Raw genomic sequence first — 17,256 nt, 5'->3', positions numbered from 1 at the left:
TTTAAATGGCGAATACTGAAGATACTGTTTTAAAAGAATTATTTAAGAGCAATCAGGATGATTATTTAACTTATGAAATGATTGTTAAATATCTTAAAAAAGCTCCTAGTGCAACTTGTGTTAAAAATATAAAAAATTATGTAAAAGATTATAATGTAAATCTACTTAGCTCGGCTGAAATTGCTAAAATGAAAAATATAAAAGAAGCACAACAAAGAGCAAAAGAAAGAGCACAGCTTAGAGAAAGCGAAACTGATAACAATGACTTAATGAAAGACTACGATTTAGGCGAATTAAGCAGAAGTGAAAGTCCTGTAAGAATGTATTTAAGAGAAATGGGACAAATTGATTTATTAAACAAAGATGAAGAAGTAGAAATAAGCAAAAGAATAGAGCTAGGAGAAGATATTATAATTGATGCTTTTTGCTCTGTACCTTACTTAATTGATTTTATTTTAGACTACAAAGACGCTCTTATTAATAGAGAAAGAAGAGTAAAAGAATTATTTAAAAATTTTGACAACGAAGAAGATGAAGAAGAAAGCGATTTAGATGAAGATTTAGACGAGGATTTAGATTTAGACGAAGAAGAAAACACTAAAAAACCAAGCAAATCTTTAAAAGAAGATAAAAGAACAACAAAGGTTATTGAAAGTTTTAAAGAGCTTGAAAAGGCAAAAAAAGAATGGCTTAAATCATCTTCAAAAACCGAATTAAGCAAAGATGAGCTTACAAATAAATTAAATATTGCTTTTAAAAAGAATATTTTAAAAGAAAAATTAATGGCTTTAGGTCCAACTTCAAAGCTAATTAATGAGATTGTAAAATCTATGGAAGCAGTTTTAAAAAGCGATACTGATTTTGAAAAAGAATTAAAAAGATTAGAATATAGACTTCCAATGTTTAGCGATGAGCTTAAAAAAAGACATAAAAAAATTCTAAAAGACATAACAAAACTAAGCAAAGAAGAAATAACCGAACTAGCATTAGAAAATACTATGGTTAGTACTTATATGGAAATTAAAAAATTATTCCAAACTAAAGAAGCTAGTGAAAATTCTTTTGATATGGATAAAGAAAAATTAAAAGAAATTTTAGAACAAATTAAGCGTGGAAAAAATATAAGCGACGAGGCAAAAGGAAAAATGGCTAGGTCAAATTTAAGATTAGTTGTAAGTATTGCAAAACGCTACACTAATCGTGGTTTAGCATTCTTAGACTTAATTCAAGAGGGAAATATTGGTCTTATGAAGGCAGTTGATAAATTTGAATATAAGCGTGGATATAAATTTTCAACCTATGCAACTTGGTGGATTAGACAAGCAATTAGCCGTGCGGTGGCTGATCAAGCAAGAACAATTAGAATTCCAATTCATATGATTGATACAATCAATAAAATAAATAAATTTAATAAAAGAAGAATACAAGAAACAGGCAAAGAGCCAAGCATAGAAGAAGTAGCGCAAGAAATTGGAATGAGCGTTGATAAGGTTAAGCAGGTTATGAAAATAGCAAAAGAGCCTGTAAGTCTTGATGCTCCTGTTGGTAGCGATGATGATGGTAAGTTTGGTGATAGCGTTGAAGATAGATTAAGCGTTAGTCCATTAGATAGTATTTTAAAAGAAGATTTAAAAAAGCAAATTGAACAAGTGCTTGATTTATTAAACGAAAGAGAAAGAACGGTAATCAAACTACGCTTTGGCTTAACCGAAGATGAAAGCGATAGAACCTTAGAAGAAATTGGAGCTGAACTTGGAATCACTAGAGAAAGAGTAAGACAAATTGAAAGCACCGCTATTAAAAAATTAAAATTCCCAAAATACGGCAAACAATTAAAAGGTGCTAGTAACTAAAATAATTTAAGCCTTAATGGCTTAAATTAATAATTTTTCTTATTATTTTAAAATAAAAAATCTTAATTTCTTCATTATTAGAATTTATAAAATTATTAAGTAAAAATCAATTTTTGTTAGACTTTATAAAAGTTAATAGGATTAAAAATGAATTTTAGACATATGCAATTATTTTTAAAAATAGCAAAATTGCAAAGTTTTACAAAGGCGGCAAACGAGCTTAAAATACCTCAACCGTCATTATCACAAAGTATTTTTGCCTTAGAAAAAGAATTAAAAACAACACTTTTTAATAGAAGTACAAATCCAATATCTTTAACAGAAAGTGGCAAGTTGTATTTAAAAAAAGCAAGTTTAATTAATGATATGATAACGGAATTAGACAACGAAATTTTAGCTTTAAATAGAGCAAAAAGTGGTCAAATTCGCATAGCACTTTCACAAAATGCTTATAATATGTTACCTACTCTTTTACCGCAATTTTGCAAGCGTTTTGGCGATGCTGATATTAAAATTTTACAAATTTCATCAACATTAAAAATAAAACAAATGATTTATGATGATGAAATAAATCTTGGAGTTTTAATCTTGCCGCTTGAAACTAAAAATTTAAAATATGAACTTATTAAAAGCTCTAATATCTTTTTAGCCCTACCATCACTGCATGAACTATCCTTAAAATATAAAAATCAAAATTTACCTAAAATTTCAATTTCAGAATTAAAAAATGAAAAATTCATTCTACCAAGAAATACACAAAGAAGCAGAATAGAGCTTGATTTTATATTTAATAAATTAGGATTTACACCTAATATTTTGTGTGAAACAGAAAGTTTTGATATTGCAAATTCTCTAGTTGCAAGCGGGGTTGGAGCAACTTTTACTATAAGCGAATTAATTAAAAAAGACCAAAAAGATAAAATAAAACTATTTGATATAGGTAATAATACCTTAAATAAAACAATAGCTATTGTTTATAAAGCAGATAAAAAGCTTTCTAGTTTGGAATTAGAATTTATAAAAATGGCAAAGAATTTAGGGGAGTTAAACCCCTAAATTATATTAATTTTGTAGCATCAATTATATTTAAATCTAAGCCTAATTCTTTATTTCCAAGACCTAATGCTAAACCAACTAATTGTGAAAGATGAATAATTGGCTTTCTAATTTTAGATTTCATAGCATCCTGGTAGCGTTCTTGATAAATATCAAGCTGCATTTGACAAAGTGGACAAGGTGTTACAAGACAATCGGCCCCATTTTTATCAGCATTTCCTACGATTTGCGATGACATTTTTTTAACCGATTTTTCAGCTGGATAGCTTGCGTGAAAACCACAGCAATCAAGGCGTTTTTCAAAAGGTACTATATTTGCACCTAATGCACTAACTACTGCTTCAAAGCTTTTTGGATTTGTTGAGCTTTCTTTTTTATTGTATGCTTTTTCAGGGCGAATGCTATGGCAACCATAAAATAAAGCCACATTTAAATTTGAAAGCGGTTTAATAACTTTTGATTTTAAAGTATCTAAATTTTCATAAAGCACCCATAAAAGACTTGTAATTTCATTACTTCCTTGATATTTCATATTTCCTTTTGCTAAAAATTCATTTATACGATTTTTAGCACCTTTGTCTAAGGAATCTTTTGCACGAGTAAGAGTTAGCATACAGGTACTACAGGTTGTTAGCATAGGCATATTCATAGCTTCGCTAAGTGCTATATTTCTTGCATTTGCTACTAATGTTGCAATAGGGTCAACATCTTGAGCTTGAGAAGCCCCACAGCAGCTCCAGCCCTTAATTTCATGCAGTTTTAAACCTAAAATAGGTGCAATTGCTTCTAGCGACATTTTTGATTCTTTAGCTGCTTGGCTTAAAACACAGCCAGGGAAAAAAGCAAAATTTTTTTCTTGCATAATCACTCCTTGTTTGCAGCTCTTGCTGCTTTAATCATTTTAATTAAATCTTCATGACCTTCAATTTTGTCATCTCCAAAAATATGTAATGGATTCATTTTTCCAGCCTTCATTAGATTGTAAGCTATATCTATTTTAGTAGTATTTGCTAAAACACCTTCAGAGCGTAATGCTAAATAAATCTCATTTAGCCTTCCTGTATTTTCTAAGTCTAATAAAAAGGCTTCAGCATGAGCTGGTCCTGTACCTTTTTTTAAGCCTTTTTTCATAGCTAATACACGCAAATTTGAAATATCATCAGCAGCGCTAATTCCTTTAGGACAACGGTCAGCACATTCTTGACAATGCACACAATTCCAAAGCCCATTATTAATAGCAGGTTTTAAGTGCTTTAAAGAATCTTTTGAGCGTGAATCATAAGCAGCACGAAATGCGTGAGTATATACAAATGGTTGCATATAATCGCTTGAATCAGCTTCAAGCTTATTACATTCACTTGCACAACAACCGCATAAAATACAATCCCATTGTTTTTTAATAGTATCAACTTCTTCTTGTGTTTGAGTGCAGCCGTTTTTTTCAGAAAATTCATCTTTAGCTGTAATAGTTGGCTTTACTTTTCTTAAATTTTCAATACTTGGCTCCCAATCTACAACCAAATCAGAAAGCACTTTAAAATTTGCTAAAGGAGAAATTCTAAATGTATCAGGATAATCATATTCAGCAAGTAAGTCATCCATTTTTGTATCACAAGCAAGATAAGAATGCCCATTTACTCTTACACCACAAGCACCGCAAATTGCCATACGACAGGCTGATGTGAAATTTAAAGAAATATCTTGAGTGCGTTTTATGTGCTGCAATAAGGCTAAAAGTGTTTTACCTTTTACTTCATTTATATCTAAAATATATGCTTGAATATATTTTTTTACCCCATCAAATCTATCAATTATAATTTTCATTAGTATTTCCTCTCTTCAACTGCAAATTCAGTAATAACAACATCTTTATAAGCAATATGCAACTTATCATCTTTTAAAGTAACCAAGCTATGCTTTAAGAAATTCACATCATCTCTTTTTGGATAATCTTCTCTAGTATGCGCTCCACGACTTTCTTTTCTATTTAACGCAGCCAAACAAGCACATCTTGCTAAAAGTATGAGATTTCCAAATTCTAAGTATTCAATTAAAGCAGTATTGTAAAACATATTAGGATTTGCGATTTTTATATTATTATATTTAGCCCAAATATCATCTAGTATTTTTATATGTTTTTGTAATTTCTCTCCTGTTCTAAAAATACCCATATTATCCCAGTTGTATTGCCCAAATTCTTCTCTTAAATCATAAAATTCGCTAGTATTTGAAGAAGAGTTTGTAATATCTTTTATTTTTGCTCTCCATTGTTTAGCAAGTTCTTTTGCGTGTTTTCCAGAAGAAAAGTTTTTCTTTTTACTTGCATATTCTCCTGCGCCTTCGCCTGCAAGTTTTCCAGTAACTGCAGCATCAGCTAAACTATTTCCACCTAAACGATTTGCACCGTGAATAGAAGCACAACTAGTCTCTCCAGCTGCGTAAAGACCAGCTAAATGAGTACTCATATCATCAAATTTTGCAATTTCAATTCCACCCATAGAATAATGAGCCGTTGGGCGGATTTTAATTGGCTCTTTAACTAAATCCATACCTTCAAACAACAATCCAACATGGCGAATTTGCGGCAATTCATTCATAATTTTTTCTTCGCCTAAGTGTGTAACATCTAAAAGCACATAAGCATCCATTCCTTTGCTAAAACCATTTCCAAGACGAATTTCAGTTTCTATTGAGCGTGAAACTATATCCCTTGGAGCAAGTTCTAAGCGAGTTGAATATTTACTCATAAAGCGTTCGCCTTTGTTGTTGATTAATTTTCCACCAAGCCCTCTTGCTGCTTCGGTAATTAATGCGCCACCATTTCTAACCCCTGTTGGGTGAAACTGCAACATTTCAGGGTCTTTAAAAGCAAGTCCTGCTCTAAGTGCGGCTGCTATTCCATCTCCACTTGCATTAAACGGAGTTGAAGTACGATTATAAAATACACGAGTGTAACCACCTGTAGCTAAAATCACTGATTTTGCTAAAACAGGCAAGACCTTTCCATTTTGTATATTTAAAAGCACAACCCCTTCGCATTCGCCTTCATTAGTTGCAATATCAAGCAAATAATGATCTAGCAAAAATTGTACTCCATAAGTAATAGCCTCATCAAGACAGGTGTGCATCATTATTGAACCTGTTTTATCAGCAGCATAATTGCAGCGTTCGTATTTTGCACCACCGGCAAAACGCCTTGCTACGCTTTTATCTTTTTGTCTATTAAAAGGCATTCCAGCATAATCAAGCTCGTGTATTGCTTCTGTAGCTTTTTTAGCAAATTTAATAATAGCATCCTGATCACCTAAAAAATCGCTACCTTTAACAGTATCGTAAGCGTGAAGTTTATTTGAATCTCCGTTTTCAAAGTCTATAACACCGTTAATTCCGCCTTCAGCCATACAGGTTGCATTGCGTGATGGCATACCTTTATTTACTACAACAACGCTTAAATTTGGATATTTTTTTCTAACAGCAACAGCTGCTCTAAGCCCAGCACCGCCAGAACCAATAACTAAAACATCAATTGCTGGAAGTGAATTTTTTGTAGAATCTTTTTTTAATTCTTTAGCCATAATAGACACAGGGCTTGAACTAGCTGCAAGAACACCTACTCCAATAGTGCTAGATTTTAAAAAATCTCGCCTATTAAAACTTTCTTTATTCATAAAAACCCCTTTAAGTTAAGATTTTAAAGTATTAATTTCTTAATTATTTCTTAAATTAAAAAATTAATATTAAAATATTATTCTAAATTTCAGTATAAGTCAAATATTATTTTATATATTTATTTATAAGAAAAATATTATATTGTTTTGCTGCTTTCATCTTTAATTATAAAGGATTTGGTATTGTTTGAATTTTTTTATATAAATTATTTTATAATAAATTATTATATTAATAATAATTAATGTATTATATTATATAAAATAATATATAAAAAGGATTTTTAATGAAAGAATTATTACTTTTACTTTTAATAATTACTTCCTTGCAAGCAAAAAATTTTACTTTTACTGACCAAATTGGTAGAGAAGTTAGCATAGAAGTGCCAGTAAAAAAAATAGTTGTTATGCAGCATCATAGCTTAGATATTTTAGCTCAATTAAAGTCTCAAGATAAGGTTATTGCTACTGAAAAAAATATTTTATCAGATTTAGGAGATTATATTAAAATGATGTATCCTAATATTGATAAACTTCCTAAGCCTGGTGATTTACAAAATTACAATTTAGAAGAGATTATAAAACTAAAACCAGATATCGTAATAGCAGCCTCACAAGCTAATTTAAAGCAGCTGCAACTTTTAGAAGAACTAGGTATTAAAACCGCTGTTATCTCACTTAGATTAGAAGGCAAACAAGAAAATCCACAAGAACCTGTATTAAAAAACGCAAATTTAGCTTATACGAATGGTTTATATGATGCTATTAATATCTTAGCTAATTTAGTAGCTAAAGAAGATGTTGCTAAAGAATTAATTGATTTTTGCAAAGAATCAAGAAGAATTTTAAATGAAAAATTAAAAAATGTTAAAACAAAACTAAGAGTTTTTGTTGCTAATGAAAATAATAAAACTTATGGAAATGATAAATATGTGGGTGTTGCTTTAGAAAATGCAAAAGCGATAAATACAGCAGCAAAATATTTTCAAGGATATAAAACTTATAGTTTTGAACTTTTAGCAAAAATAAACCCAGATGTAATTTTGGTTTCAGATAGATATAAAAATGAATATATAAAAATAACAAATGATGAACAATACAAGGTGTTAAATGCGGTAAAAAATAACAAAGTGCTATTATTACCTTATTATACAAAACAATGGGGAAATCCTAATACAGATTCAATAGCACTTGGAGAACTTTATTTAGCATATAAATTTTATCCTGATTTAATTAGTAAAGATTTATTAAAAAAGAGAATAGAATATTTTTATAAACATTTTTACGGGCTAGATTTTAATGATGAAATTAATTAGTGTTATTTTATTATTATTTGTTGCTCTAATATCACTTAGCATAGGTAACTACGATATAAACATAACACAAAATTTAAAATTTATTTATGCAATTTTTAATAAAAATATACTAAATGAAAATGATTATTTAGCTTTTATGATTTTTATAAAATTAAGACTAATAAGAATAATAGCTGCCTTTTTAGTAGGAGGCGCATTAAGTCTTTGTGGTGCAATTTTTCAAGGAATTTTTGCTAATAATATGGCTTCATCATACACCTTAGGTTTAAATAGTGCGGCTTGTTTTGGTGCTAGCGTTGCTATATTATTATCACTTCCAAGTATTTTTACTCAAATATTTGCAGTGTTAAGCGCTTTAATATCACTACTGTTTTGTATTTTTGTAAAGGATAAAAATTCAATAATCCTAGCAGGGATTTTAATTGCTGCATTTTTTCAATCTTTAATTGCTTTGATTAAATTTATAGCTGACCCTTTTTTAAAATTACCACAAATTGTATTTTGGCTACTTGGCTCATTTAGCGCTGTAAGATTTGAAGATATAATATTAATTTTACCTTTATATATTTTTTCGCTAGTTTTTTTATTTCTTTTAAGATTTAAGATAAATATTCTTTGCGTAAATGATAATTTTGCAAAAAGCTTTGCAAGCGATAATAAAAAATTAAGAATTTTAGTTATTTTTTTATGCACTTTACTTAGTGCTTGTGCTGTTTGTTTGTGTGGAATTATAGCCTTTGTTGGGGTTATAATTGCACATTTTGTAAGATTTTTTGGTGTTTATAATTACTCAAAATTATTATTTTATAGTTTTATATACGGTGGAATTTATTTAATAATAATTGATGATTTTGCAAGAGCAATAAGTGATGTTGAATTACCAATTGGTGTTTTTACATCTATAATTGGTGTAGTTATTTTAATTTTTATATTAATAAAAGAGAAAAAATGTTAAAGATAAAAAACCTTAATTTTTCTTATAAAAATAAACAAATCTTAAATAATATTAATTTAGAAATCACAAAAAACTCAGCCTTGATAGCCTTAAATGGTGCTGGAAAAAGCACATTATTTAATTGTATTACAAATAATATTAAAAATAATGCACAAATATATATAAATAATAATGATATTCAAAAAATGAGCATTAAAGAACTTGCAAAAGAGCTTTCATATTTGCCGCAAAATATTGAATTATCAATAAAATTAACGGTTTTTGAATTTTGTTTGTTCTCTTGTAATTTAAATAATTATTTTGCAAAAGCAAAACAAGAAGATATTATAAAAATTAACAATATTTTAAAAAAATTTAAACTCTTTCACCTAAGAAATTCTTATTTTAATGAACTTAGCGGCGGACAACAACAACTAATAAGTATAATTGCCCTACTTTGCAATGATAGTAAAATTTTAATCTTAGATGAGCCTTTTGCTGCTTTAGATCTTGCAAATACTAAATTTTTATTAGACTTTTTTACTTCTTTAAATAAAATAATTTTTTTTAGCACACATAATATTAAACACGCTTTATATCTTAATTGCGATATATATTTATTAAAAAATTCACAAATAGAAAAATTAAATAAAATAGATAACAATATTTTAAATTATATTTATGAATGTGATGTTAGTAAATTAATTTAACTAATATTATAAATAACAAAATTAAAATACTAAGAATATAACATTTTATATTCTTAGTTTATTTATTCAGCACTTTTAAATAAAGATAAATCAACCTTGCAAGTATGTGCTATATTTGAACAAGAAATAATAGAGCTTATTTTAGATGATGTTAATACATTAGCATTCCCGTTTTGACAAATTCCATTTTCATCTGGCATAAACCAAGCACCTTGATGAAGAATTAAAACATTATCCTTTACGCTTTCATCAATAACAACTCCGCATAAAACTGCTCCACGATGATTAAATATTTTAACAATATCGTTATTTTTTATCTTATGTTTTTTAGCTAATTTAGAATTTAAATACACAGGCTCTTTATTGTTAATCTTAAAAGCAATATCACTATTATCAAGCTGAGAATGTAATCTATATTTTGAGTGCGGACTTACTAAAAAATAAGGATAGTTATTGCAAAATTCATCTGCTTTTTTATAATGCGCATAAGCATTTAAACCCATTTTACTTATTTTTTCGTTTGCAAGATTTATATTTTTTAAATCTTTAAATCTTGTATAACTTTCTTGCTCTTTTAAAGATGGAATTTTTACAAAAGATTTTTCATAAAATTCATTAAAATTAGGCAAATAAATGTTATCTTTTTTGTATTCATTTTTTAAATCATCATAAATTAATTCTACAATATCAAGCTCATCTAAGTCTTTACAAAACTCATAAGATTTATTAAAACTTTTTGCTATCATCTTACATATTTGAAAATCACTTTTTGCTTCATAAAAATCATCTTTTATCTTTTTTAGAGCAAAAATTATTTCTTTATTTGATGATATTGCAATATCTTCTCTTTCTCCTTCAAGAGCAACAGGCAAAATAATATCACTCATTTTAGCATCATAAGTAAAAAAAGGCTCTAAGCATATTATGCAGTCTGCTTTAGTATAAGCTTTAATACTTTTATTTGTATTTGGCTGATGTGTAAAAAAAGATGAACTTGCATTTATTAAAAGTTTAATATCAGGTAAGATTATTTCTTCTTCTTTATATTTAATAGCTTTATTGGGATTTAACAAAGCTTCTTGTAATCTTGAAGTAGGAATAAAAATATCATTAGAAGTGATTTTTGGAAAGATAGAATTTAAATCCTTAATTTTCTTAACATTTTTTACGCTTTCACCCTTACAACCACTTATTAAATTAAACTCAATACCAAGCCCATCTTTACCAATATGTCCTAGCATCGCAGCTAAACTTATTGCTGCTAGATAGTTAAATTCTCCATTTGCTTGCCTTTGGATTGATCTACCTAAAATTAAAATTGATTTTTTATTTGCCAATTGTAAAGCAAGATTTTTTATAACAGATTGCTCTATTTTGCAAATTTCACTAGCCCAAGCAAAATCTTTTTTTACCCCATCATTATTTCCTAAAAAATAATCCTTAAATTCATCAAAACCAGTGCAATATTTTTTTATAAATTCTTTATTGTACAAATTGTTTTCATATAAAAAAGTACAAATTGATATAAGTAAAGCACTATCAGTATTTGGATTAATGATAATATTTTTTGCATTTAAAAATTTTGAACTTTCGTTTGCATATACATCAATAAAAATATTATTTTTATTTTTTAAGATTTCATAATATTTATAATGCTCATGTAGTGGTACATCGTGAGATATTAAATTAGTTACTAAAGGATTAGCCCCAATAAATAAAACAAGTTCAGCATTATTGCAAATTGCTTTTAAATCAGTTGGTCTTTCATAAACAACTTTTGAAGAAAACACATAAGGCATCATAGCTAAAGCTGCACCTGTTGAATAATCATTTTCCTCAAAAATAGCTCCACCTAAAACTCTCATTAATCTTTGCACACACATTCTACCCCAGCTAACTTGCCCTATTCCTCCCCACTCGTAGCTTTCTGCATAAATATGTCCTTTTGCTTTAATTATTTCTTCATGAATTATATTTATTGCTTCTTGCCAAGAAACTCTTATAAATTCATCCTTTCCTCTTAAGCTTTTATCTTTATTGGCTAAAAAAGATTTTCTAATCATAGGATATTTAATTCTACTAGCACTATTTATCCTACTAGGATATGAATTTATCATATGGCTTGCTTTTTCATCAAATTCAAATGGACTTACTTTGCCATCATCATAATAAAAAGCTCCTATTCTACTAGCAATTAACTTTTTCATAATGCTTTACCTTTTTTTATATTTTTTCCATAATAGCTAAGTACATTAATTTTATACAAAAATCAATAATTTTTTTAATTTTTGTTGCAAAAATATACAAAATACATAATTTTTCAAAAAAAAATAAAAAAATCTCTTGACAAGTATTTAAAAAAAATATATAATGCTTTCTTTATTTTTGTTGGGGTATCGCCAAGCGGTAAGGCAACAGGTTTTGGTCCTGTCATTCAGGGGTTCGAATCCCTTTACCCCATCCACTTTTTTCTATCGCGAAATAGAGCAGTGGTTAGCTCGTCGGGCTCATAACCCGAAGGTCGGTGGTTCAAATCCACCTTTCGCAACCAAATATTCTATAATTTAGCAAAATCAAGTAAAATCTTTTTAAAATATTTAAAGGAAAAAGATCTTGTTTATAATAACTATTATTTTATTAATAATTATTCTTATTATGCAATCAAAATATAAAAAAAATAACGCACAAATTATAAAATTAAACAAAACAATTGAAAAGCTCAATACAGAAAATAATATTTTAAAATATAAAATAAAAAAACAAAAAGATAATTATAAAAACTATTTAAAAAATAAAGAAAATTCTTTTAAAAAAGGTCAAGATTACGAATTAAAAATTAAAAAGCACTTTGAAAGTATGGATTATAAAGTATATCCAAACGGTTATTTACTAGGAAAAAAAGATGGCGGTATTGATTTAATAGCTTATAAAAACAATGAAGTAAGTCTAGTACAATGCAAATGCTATAAAAATCCACCAAAACAAGAATTGTTAAGAAAATTTATAGGAGATTGCGAACTTTATATAAAAAATAATGAAAATAAATTAAAAAATAAAATTATAAAAAAAATTTTTGTTACAAGTTGCGAGCAAAAAGATTACGGGGTTGAAAAATTTCTAAATGAAAATCAAAATATAATTACTTACTTAATATTAGTATAAAAATTATATTTATTTTAATTGCGTTGTTTTTACACAAAAATATTAATGCTAGATATCTAAGCATCTAGCACTTGTTGAACTATTTTTTTAATTTCATTATTTTTTAATTGTTTAATAAAGCTAATTTTAAGCCCTTTAAAAAGACTTGCTGCGTGATTAATCTTTTCATTTTCATCATTTCTTAAATTTAATTTACTATCAACACCCTTACTCTCAAGCACAAAATAATGCACCTTACCAAGATTATCTTTTAGCACATATGCAAAATCAGGCGAATATGTAAAACCACCAGCAACAGGGATTTTAAGCGAGTTTTTAGGTATTTTCATATAAACGCAAACTTCTTTAATATTTGCCTTAATATTTTCACTTTCAATATTACTATCGTAAAAAATTTCTTCATATAAAAAGCTTTCATTGCTAGCTTCTTTATCGCTTAAAACGCCTACATCACTAGCCTTTATTTCATCTAAAATACTACCTTTATTATCCGTTATTTTTGTTGGGTGGATGGTGCTTGAAAACTCTTCATAAGATATTGTAAAAATCTTGTTTGAATTATTTAAAAGATATAAATTAAACTCCTTGCAAAGCTGATTTAAGCTAAGCTCGTTTAAATACTCATTTACATTAAAACTTTCTTCTTTTAAAAGCTCATAAAATGCTTTATGCAAGGTATTTGCATTAAGTCCAAGTTTAGCGCTAAGATTTAATAAAAACTCTTTATAATTTAGCATTTTAATAGTGCAATAATTATTTTCTACACTAGTTTTTGCTTGTATTTTTCCTTCTTTTACGCTTATGCTCGTGCTTGTTAAATAGCTTTTATTTTCTTGCAAATTCTCTTGATATTCTTTTAAAAAATTTTTAAAATTTGCTAAAAATACATCTTCATTTGCACTGTATTTTAAAAATACTTTTTTATTAATCTCTTCCCATAAAATTTTAATATCTTTATATAAGTGCTTTTTTATTTTTACCTTTTTTTCCTTATCTTTAGCATTTTTTACCTTGTCTTTTTTAAGATGATTTTTATTAAAAGCTAAGGGATATTTTTCTTGTAGTTTTTCTATATTTATAATTACACTTCTTTTATTTATCGCTTCGCATTTGAAAAGTTCATCATAAATAATATCTTCATTTAAATTATATTCGCTTAAAATTAGCTTATAAAATTTTTCATCTAAAATATCTCCTAGCTTCAGTTCGTTTTCATTTTCTTGAATTTCAATTTCGCTTATTAATTTTTTTATAAAATCACTCTCACTAGCATCAACAAAATAATTTAAATAAAACCCATCATCATTTAGCCTATTTTTATGCTCATCAACAGGCAGTCTAAGCCCACGGCCAACTTCTTGAAGTTTGCTAATTTCACTTGCACTATTTCTTAATTTGCAAATATTAAAAACATTTGGATTATCCCAACCTTCTTTAAGTGTCCATTTACAAAAAATAAATCTCCTTATATTATCCAAACTTAAAAGTTTTATTTTATCGTGTAAAATTTCATTGATTTCTTGCTCGATTTTTTCATCTTTATCACTATTATCTTTAGAAAAATATCCCCCGTGTGTAAGACTAATATCTTCTAAAGATTTTTTTAAATATTCTTTATAAAAGCCTTCATCACAATGTTTTAACTCTTCTTCTATTTTAGCCTTTAAAGCCTTTTCAAAATACTCTTTTAGCCTTGCATTTTCTCCACGATAAGAGCTAATATCATCTATGAAAAACAAGCTTAAGGGTTTTATTTTTACCTTTTTGCTTAAAAAGTCTTTTTCAAGTTTAAAATGTTCATTTAAACAAGCATTAATCATTTGCTTAGCCAAATCATCATTAAAGCTAAAAGGATTAAATTTATCATTTTTACTAAGCTCAACTCCGTTTGATAAAAGCACTCTTTTTGTGTTAAAATCTTCTACAAAAAGCTCATTCAAAAAATCATAAAAACAAGAAAAATTCTGCCCCTTTTTTAAACTAAATTGATTGTTTTTATCATCACAAAAAATAGGCTCATTTTTATTTAAATCTTTTAATTTTATATAAGCTTTTTGCCCTATTTTAAAATCCTGTACAAAGGCTCTTACACCCTTTACTAAATTATCATTAAAAGCTTGAAGTGGGGTAAGATTATAAAGCAAGTTTGAGTACTCTTTAAAAGTAGCTCCGTATCTTAAAATAAATCTTGCTTTAAGCTTTAAAATATTTTGCCAAGTGCTATTTTCTTTAGCAAATTTATGCGGCTCATCTATGATTAAAACACTTTTTGTATGTGCTAAGGCATCAAAAATATTAAAAAACTCATCAAAAAGATTGCTTTCATAATCATTTTTAAAAGTATCAGAATTAAGCATACCAGCATTAATTAAAAGCACTCTTATAGAATTTTTATCATCGTGTTTGCAAAAATCTTTTATGCTTTGTGGCATTTGTCCTTTTTTATTTGATTTTTCGCTTTTAACTTCATAAAAACTTAGGCTTTTGCCAAACTCATCAATAAAATGTTGGCGTGAAAGCTCAAAAAAGTTTTTAGTACCTGATTTTATCGCTAAGGTTGGCACGAGTACGATAAAACTATCATAATTATAAGCATTATTTAGCATAAACATAGTTTTTGTGTATGTGTAGGTTTTACCTGTGCCTGTTTGCATACAAATATCATAAATATTATCATCTTTAAAATTTTGATTTTTGATATTATTATTTTCTTGCACCCTTTTTACATTTGCTTTTAAATCATTTGTGCTAAAAAGCTCTAAAACACTTTCAACTGCTTTATTTTGATGTATTAAATCATTTGTAAAATTAAAATTACTCATCTTAAAATCTCACTTGCAATTTAATTCCTATTTGATTTAGGGCATCTTTTAATGTTTTATGCTCACTGCTTGTAAAACTAGCGTTATATAAGATTACACGCTCACAAATTAAGTCTTTATTTTGTAAATTTTGCATTAAAAGCTTTGTGCATTCAGCATTAAAATTTGGATAAACTAAATAAAGATTTTTATTTAAATAATAAGCTTTGTATTCGTTAAATGCTATGATTTTAAATGCTGCATCTAAGGCTATACCATCGGCTAGTTTGTAGCTAGTTAGGATTTCGTTGATTTTATTTATATCAAAATCGCTAAAAAGATTATCGCTTAAGCTTAGCTCTAATTTTTCAAGTTTTTCTAGCTCTTTTTCATCTTTGGCTACTATTTCATATTCGCTAAAATCTAAATTACTAGCATTAGCATAATCATGACTAATTTTCTTTGCTGCTCTTAGCAGTCTTTCTTTGGTGATTTCATAGATTGTTGGCTCACATTTAAGTTCGTTTTTTACAAAATCATAAGCTATTTTGCTCTTTTTTTCATCTATTTTTTCATCAAGTTGCACTAAAATAAACTTTCTATTTCCGCCATCTTCGGCATTTAATTGCATAACCGCATGCCCTGTAGTCCCACTTCCTGCAAAAAAGTCTAAAATAATGTCGTCTTGTTTTAGATTACAACACAAAGATACTAAATATTTTATTAAACTAACAGGTTTATTAAATGAAAACAATTTAGTATTAGAAAATATTGTTTTCAATTCTTCACTTGCATTTTCATTGGTTCCAACGTTATCTTTTTTAGAAATTTCATTTGTTGGTAATACAATTCTATCACCATCCCTACAATATCTAATAGAAAATTTTTCACTTTTTATTATCAAATAGACATTATTGCGAATTTCATCATTCAAACTATCTTGTTTCCATCTGAAGTGCCCACGTAATCTAAACTCATTACATATCTTTTGATTTTTTACCAAAACATCATCTAGTAACTCAATATTATCTTTTAAACCTTTTTTATATAAACCATCTTTTAAGGTTGTAACAACATAATTAGCAGGAAAAGTTAAAATTCTTTCACTATTTGTTTCATTCCATAATGGAGCATCACCACCACTTGTAATTCTTGAAACGAACTTAGAATTATTCTTAATTTTTTGATAACACAATATGTATTCATGGGTTTTTCTAGTTTTATATGAAGCCGAAGGTGGAGTTTGTGTTTTATTCCACAAAAAAGTTTCAATAAAATTCTCTTCGCCAAAAATTTCATCACAAAGCAGTTTTAGTTGTGCTGCTTCGTTATCATCAATGGAAATAAATATCACCCCATCATCTTTTAAAAGCTTTCTAGCAAGAGAAAGTCTTGGGTACATAAAGCTAAGCCAAGCTGAATGCGAGCTTGAATTTCTAGTGCTAAATTCTAGCACTCTTTTTGCCTCATCTTCGCTAATTCCCATTTTTACAAGTTTGTCTAAATCATAAGTTCTAGTATCATTATAAATAAAATCTCCATGAGCAGTATTGTAAGGCGGGTCAATATAAATCATTTTGATTTTTTTATAATAACTATTTTGTAGGTGTTTTAAGACTTCTAAATTATCGCCTTTTATGAGTATGTTTTGTTTTAAGTTTTCGTTAAATGTGCCATTTTGTTTAAGATAGCTTGAGATTTTTGTACTTTCTAGGCTTTTTGCGTATTTTTTACCTACAAAATTTAAACTATAATTTTC

Annotated in this window: 12 protein-coding genes, 2 tRNA genes and 1 pseudogene; 8 read left to right on the top strand and 7 right to left on the bottom strand. The window is 27.6% G+C overall.

Annotated elements, in window-relative coordinates; all coding sequences use genetic code 11:
- Window positions 1-5 precede the first annotated feature (5 nt).
- Window positions 6-1,853 (top strand): RNA polymerase sigma factor RpoD, encoded by a 1,848-nt coding sequence (gene rpoD / locus CCANL266_RS03840; RefSeq protein WP_172231607.1) that lies wholly within the window; start codon window positions 6-8, stop codon window positions 1,851-1,853.
- Window positions 1,854-2,000: 147 nt separating this feature from the next.
- Window positions 2,001-2,909 carry a LysR family transcriptional regulator gene (locus CCANL266_RS03835; RefSeq protein WP_172231604.1) on the top strand — a complete coding sequence of 303 codons (909 nt, stop codon included), beginning with the start codon at window positions 2,001-2,003 and terminating at the stop codon, window positions 2,907-2,909.
- Between the two features lies 1 nt (window position 2,910).
- On the opposite strand, the gene sdhE is transcribed toward CCANL266_RS03835, so the two are convergent.
- The 3 genes from sdhE to sdhA are packed head-to-tail and all read right to left on the bottom strand — an operon-like array spanning window position 2,911 to window position 6,577.
- Entirely contained in the window at window positions 2,911-3,771 is an 861-nt protein-coding gene (sdhE, locus tag CCANL266_RS03830; protein ID WP_172231601.1) for an 8-methylmenaquinol:fumarate reductase membrane anchor subunit, read from the bottom strand.
- A 2-nt stretch (window positions 3,772-3,773) separates the two neighbouring features.
- Window positions 3,774-4,733 (bottom strand): 8-methylmenaquinol:fumarate reductase iron-sulfur subunit, encoded by a 960-nt coding sequence (gene sdhB / locus CCANL266_RS03825; protein ID WP_172231598.1) that lies wholly within the window; start codon window positions 4,731-4,733, stop codon window positions 3,774-3,776.
- On the bottom strand, window positions 4,733-6,577 hold the full coding sequence (gene sdhA, locus CCANL266_RS03820; protein WP_172231595.1) for an 8-methylmenaquinol:fumarate reductase flavoprotein subunit: 1,845 nt from the start codon (window positions 6,575-6,577) through the stop codon (window positions 4,733-4,735). Before sdhA ends, sdhB begins: the two co-directional genes overlap by 1 nt.
- A 284-nt stretch (window positions 6,578-6,861) precedes the next feature.
- Between sdhA and CCANL266_RS03815 the strand changes: the two genes are divergently transcribed.
- From CCANL266_RS03815 to CCANL266_RS03805, 3 genes are read left to right on the top strand one after another with little or no spacing between them, the layout of a single operon-like run.
- Entirely contained in the window at window positions 6,862-7,890 is a 1,029-nt protein-coding gene (locus tag CCANL266_RS03815; protein WP_172231592.1) for an ABC transporter substrate-binding protein, read from the top strand.
- Window positions 7,874-8,845, top strand: coding sequence for a FecCD family ABC transporter permease (locus CCANL266_RS03810; protein WP_172231589.1), 972 nt, complete (start codon window positions 7,874-7,876; stop codon window positions 8,843-8,845). The genes CCANL266_RS03815 and CCANL266_RS03810 overlap by 17 nt, the downstream gene beginning before the upstream one ends.
- On the top strand, window positions 8,839-9,534 hold the full coding sequence (locus CCANL266_RS03805; RefSeq protein ID WP_172231586.1) for an ABC transporter ATP-binding protein: 696 nt from the start codon (window positions 8,839-8,841) through the stop codon (window positions 9,532-9,534). The genes CCANL266_RS03810 and CCANL266_RS03805 overlap by 7 nt, the downstream gene beginning before the upstream one ends.
- Window positions 9,535-9,596: 62 nt before the next feature.
- Here the strand turns inward: CCANL266_RS03805 and CCANL266_RS03800 are convergent, their stop codons facing one another.
- A complete protein-coding gene (locus CCANL266_RS03800; protein ID WP_172231583.1) occupies window positions 9,597-11,741 on the bottom strand; it encodes a molybdopterin-dependent oxidoreductase in 2,145 nt (714 codons plus the stop codon).
- Window positions 11,742-11,923: 182 nt separating this feature from the next.
- On the opposite strand from CCANL266_RS03800, the gene CCANL266_RS03795 reads away from it, so the two are divergent.
- From CCANL266_RS03795 to CCANL266_RS03785, 3 genes are all read left to right on the top strand, one after another.
- Window positions 11,924-11,998 (top strand) — tRNA-Gln (locus CCANL266_RS03795).
- A gap of 11 nt (window positions 11,999-12,009) precedes the next feature.
- Window positions 12,010-12,085, top strand: a tRNA-Met gene (locus CCANL266_RS03790).
- Between the two features lie 62 nt (window positions 12,086-12,147).
- Window positions 12,148-12,696, top strand: coding sequence for a restriction endonuclease (locus CCANL266_RS03785; RefSeq protein WP_224315952.1), 549 nt, complete (start codon window positions 12,148-12,150; stop codon window positions 12,694-12,696).
- 56 nt (window positions 12,697-12,752) lie between these two features.
- Here the strand turns inward: CCANL266_RS03785 and CCANL266_RS03780 are convergent, their stop codons facing one another.
- The 3 genes and pseudogenes from CCANL266_RS03780 to CCANL266_RS03775 all read right to left on the bottom strand — a co-directional run.
- Window positions 12,753-15,518, bottom strand: coding sequence for a type III restriction-modification system endonuclease (locus CCANL266_RS03780; RefSeq protein ID WP_172231580.1), 2,766 nt, complete (start codon window positions 15,516-15,518; stop codon window positions 12,753-12,755).
- A gap of 1 nt (window position 15,519) precedes the next feature.
- Complete coding sequence (locus CCANL266_RS09540; RefSeq protein ID WP_224315958.1) at window positions 15,520-16,128, bottom strand: hypothetical protein; 609 nt, start codon at window positions 16,126-16,128, stop codon at window positions 15,520-15,522.
- Window positions 16,108-17,142, bottom strand: a pseudogene (locus CCANL266_RS03775) (site-specific DNA-methyltransferase); the annotation flags it as partial. The pseudogene CCANL266_RS03775 and the gene CCANL266_RS09540, both read right to left, overlap by 21 nt.
- Between the last annotated feature and the right edge of the window lie 114 nt (window positions 17,143-17,256).

This window comes from Campylobacter canadensis (assembly GCF_013177655.1).
Lineage (GTDB): Bacteria > Campylobacterota > Campylobacteria > Campylobacterales > Campylobacteraceae > Campylobacter_E > Campylobacter_E canadensis.
This window is presented reverse-complemented; position numbering and strand designations above follow the sequence as displayed.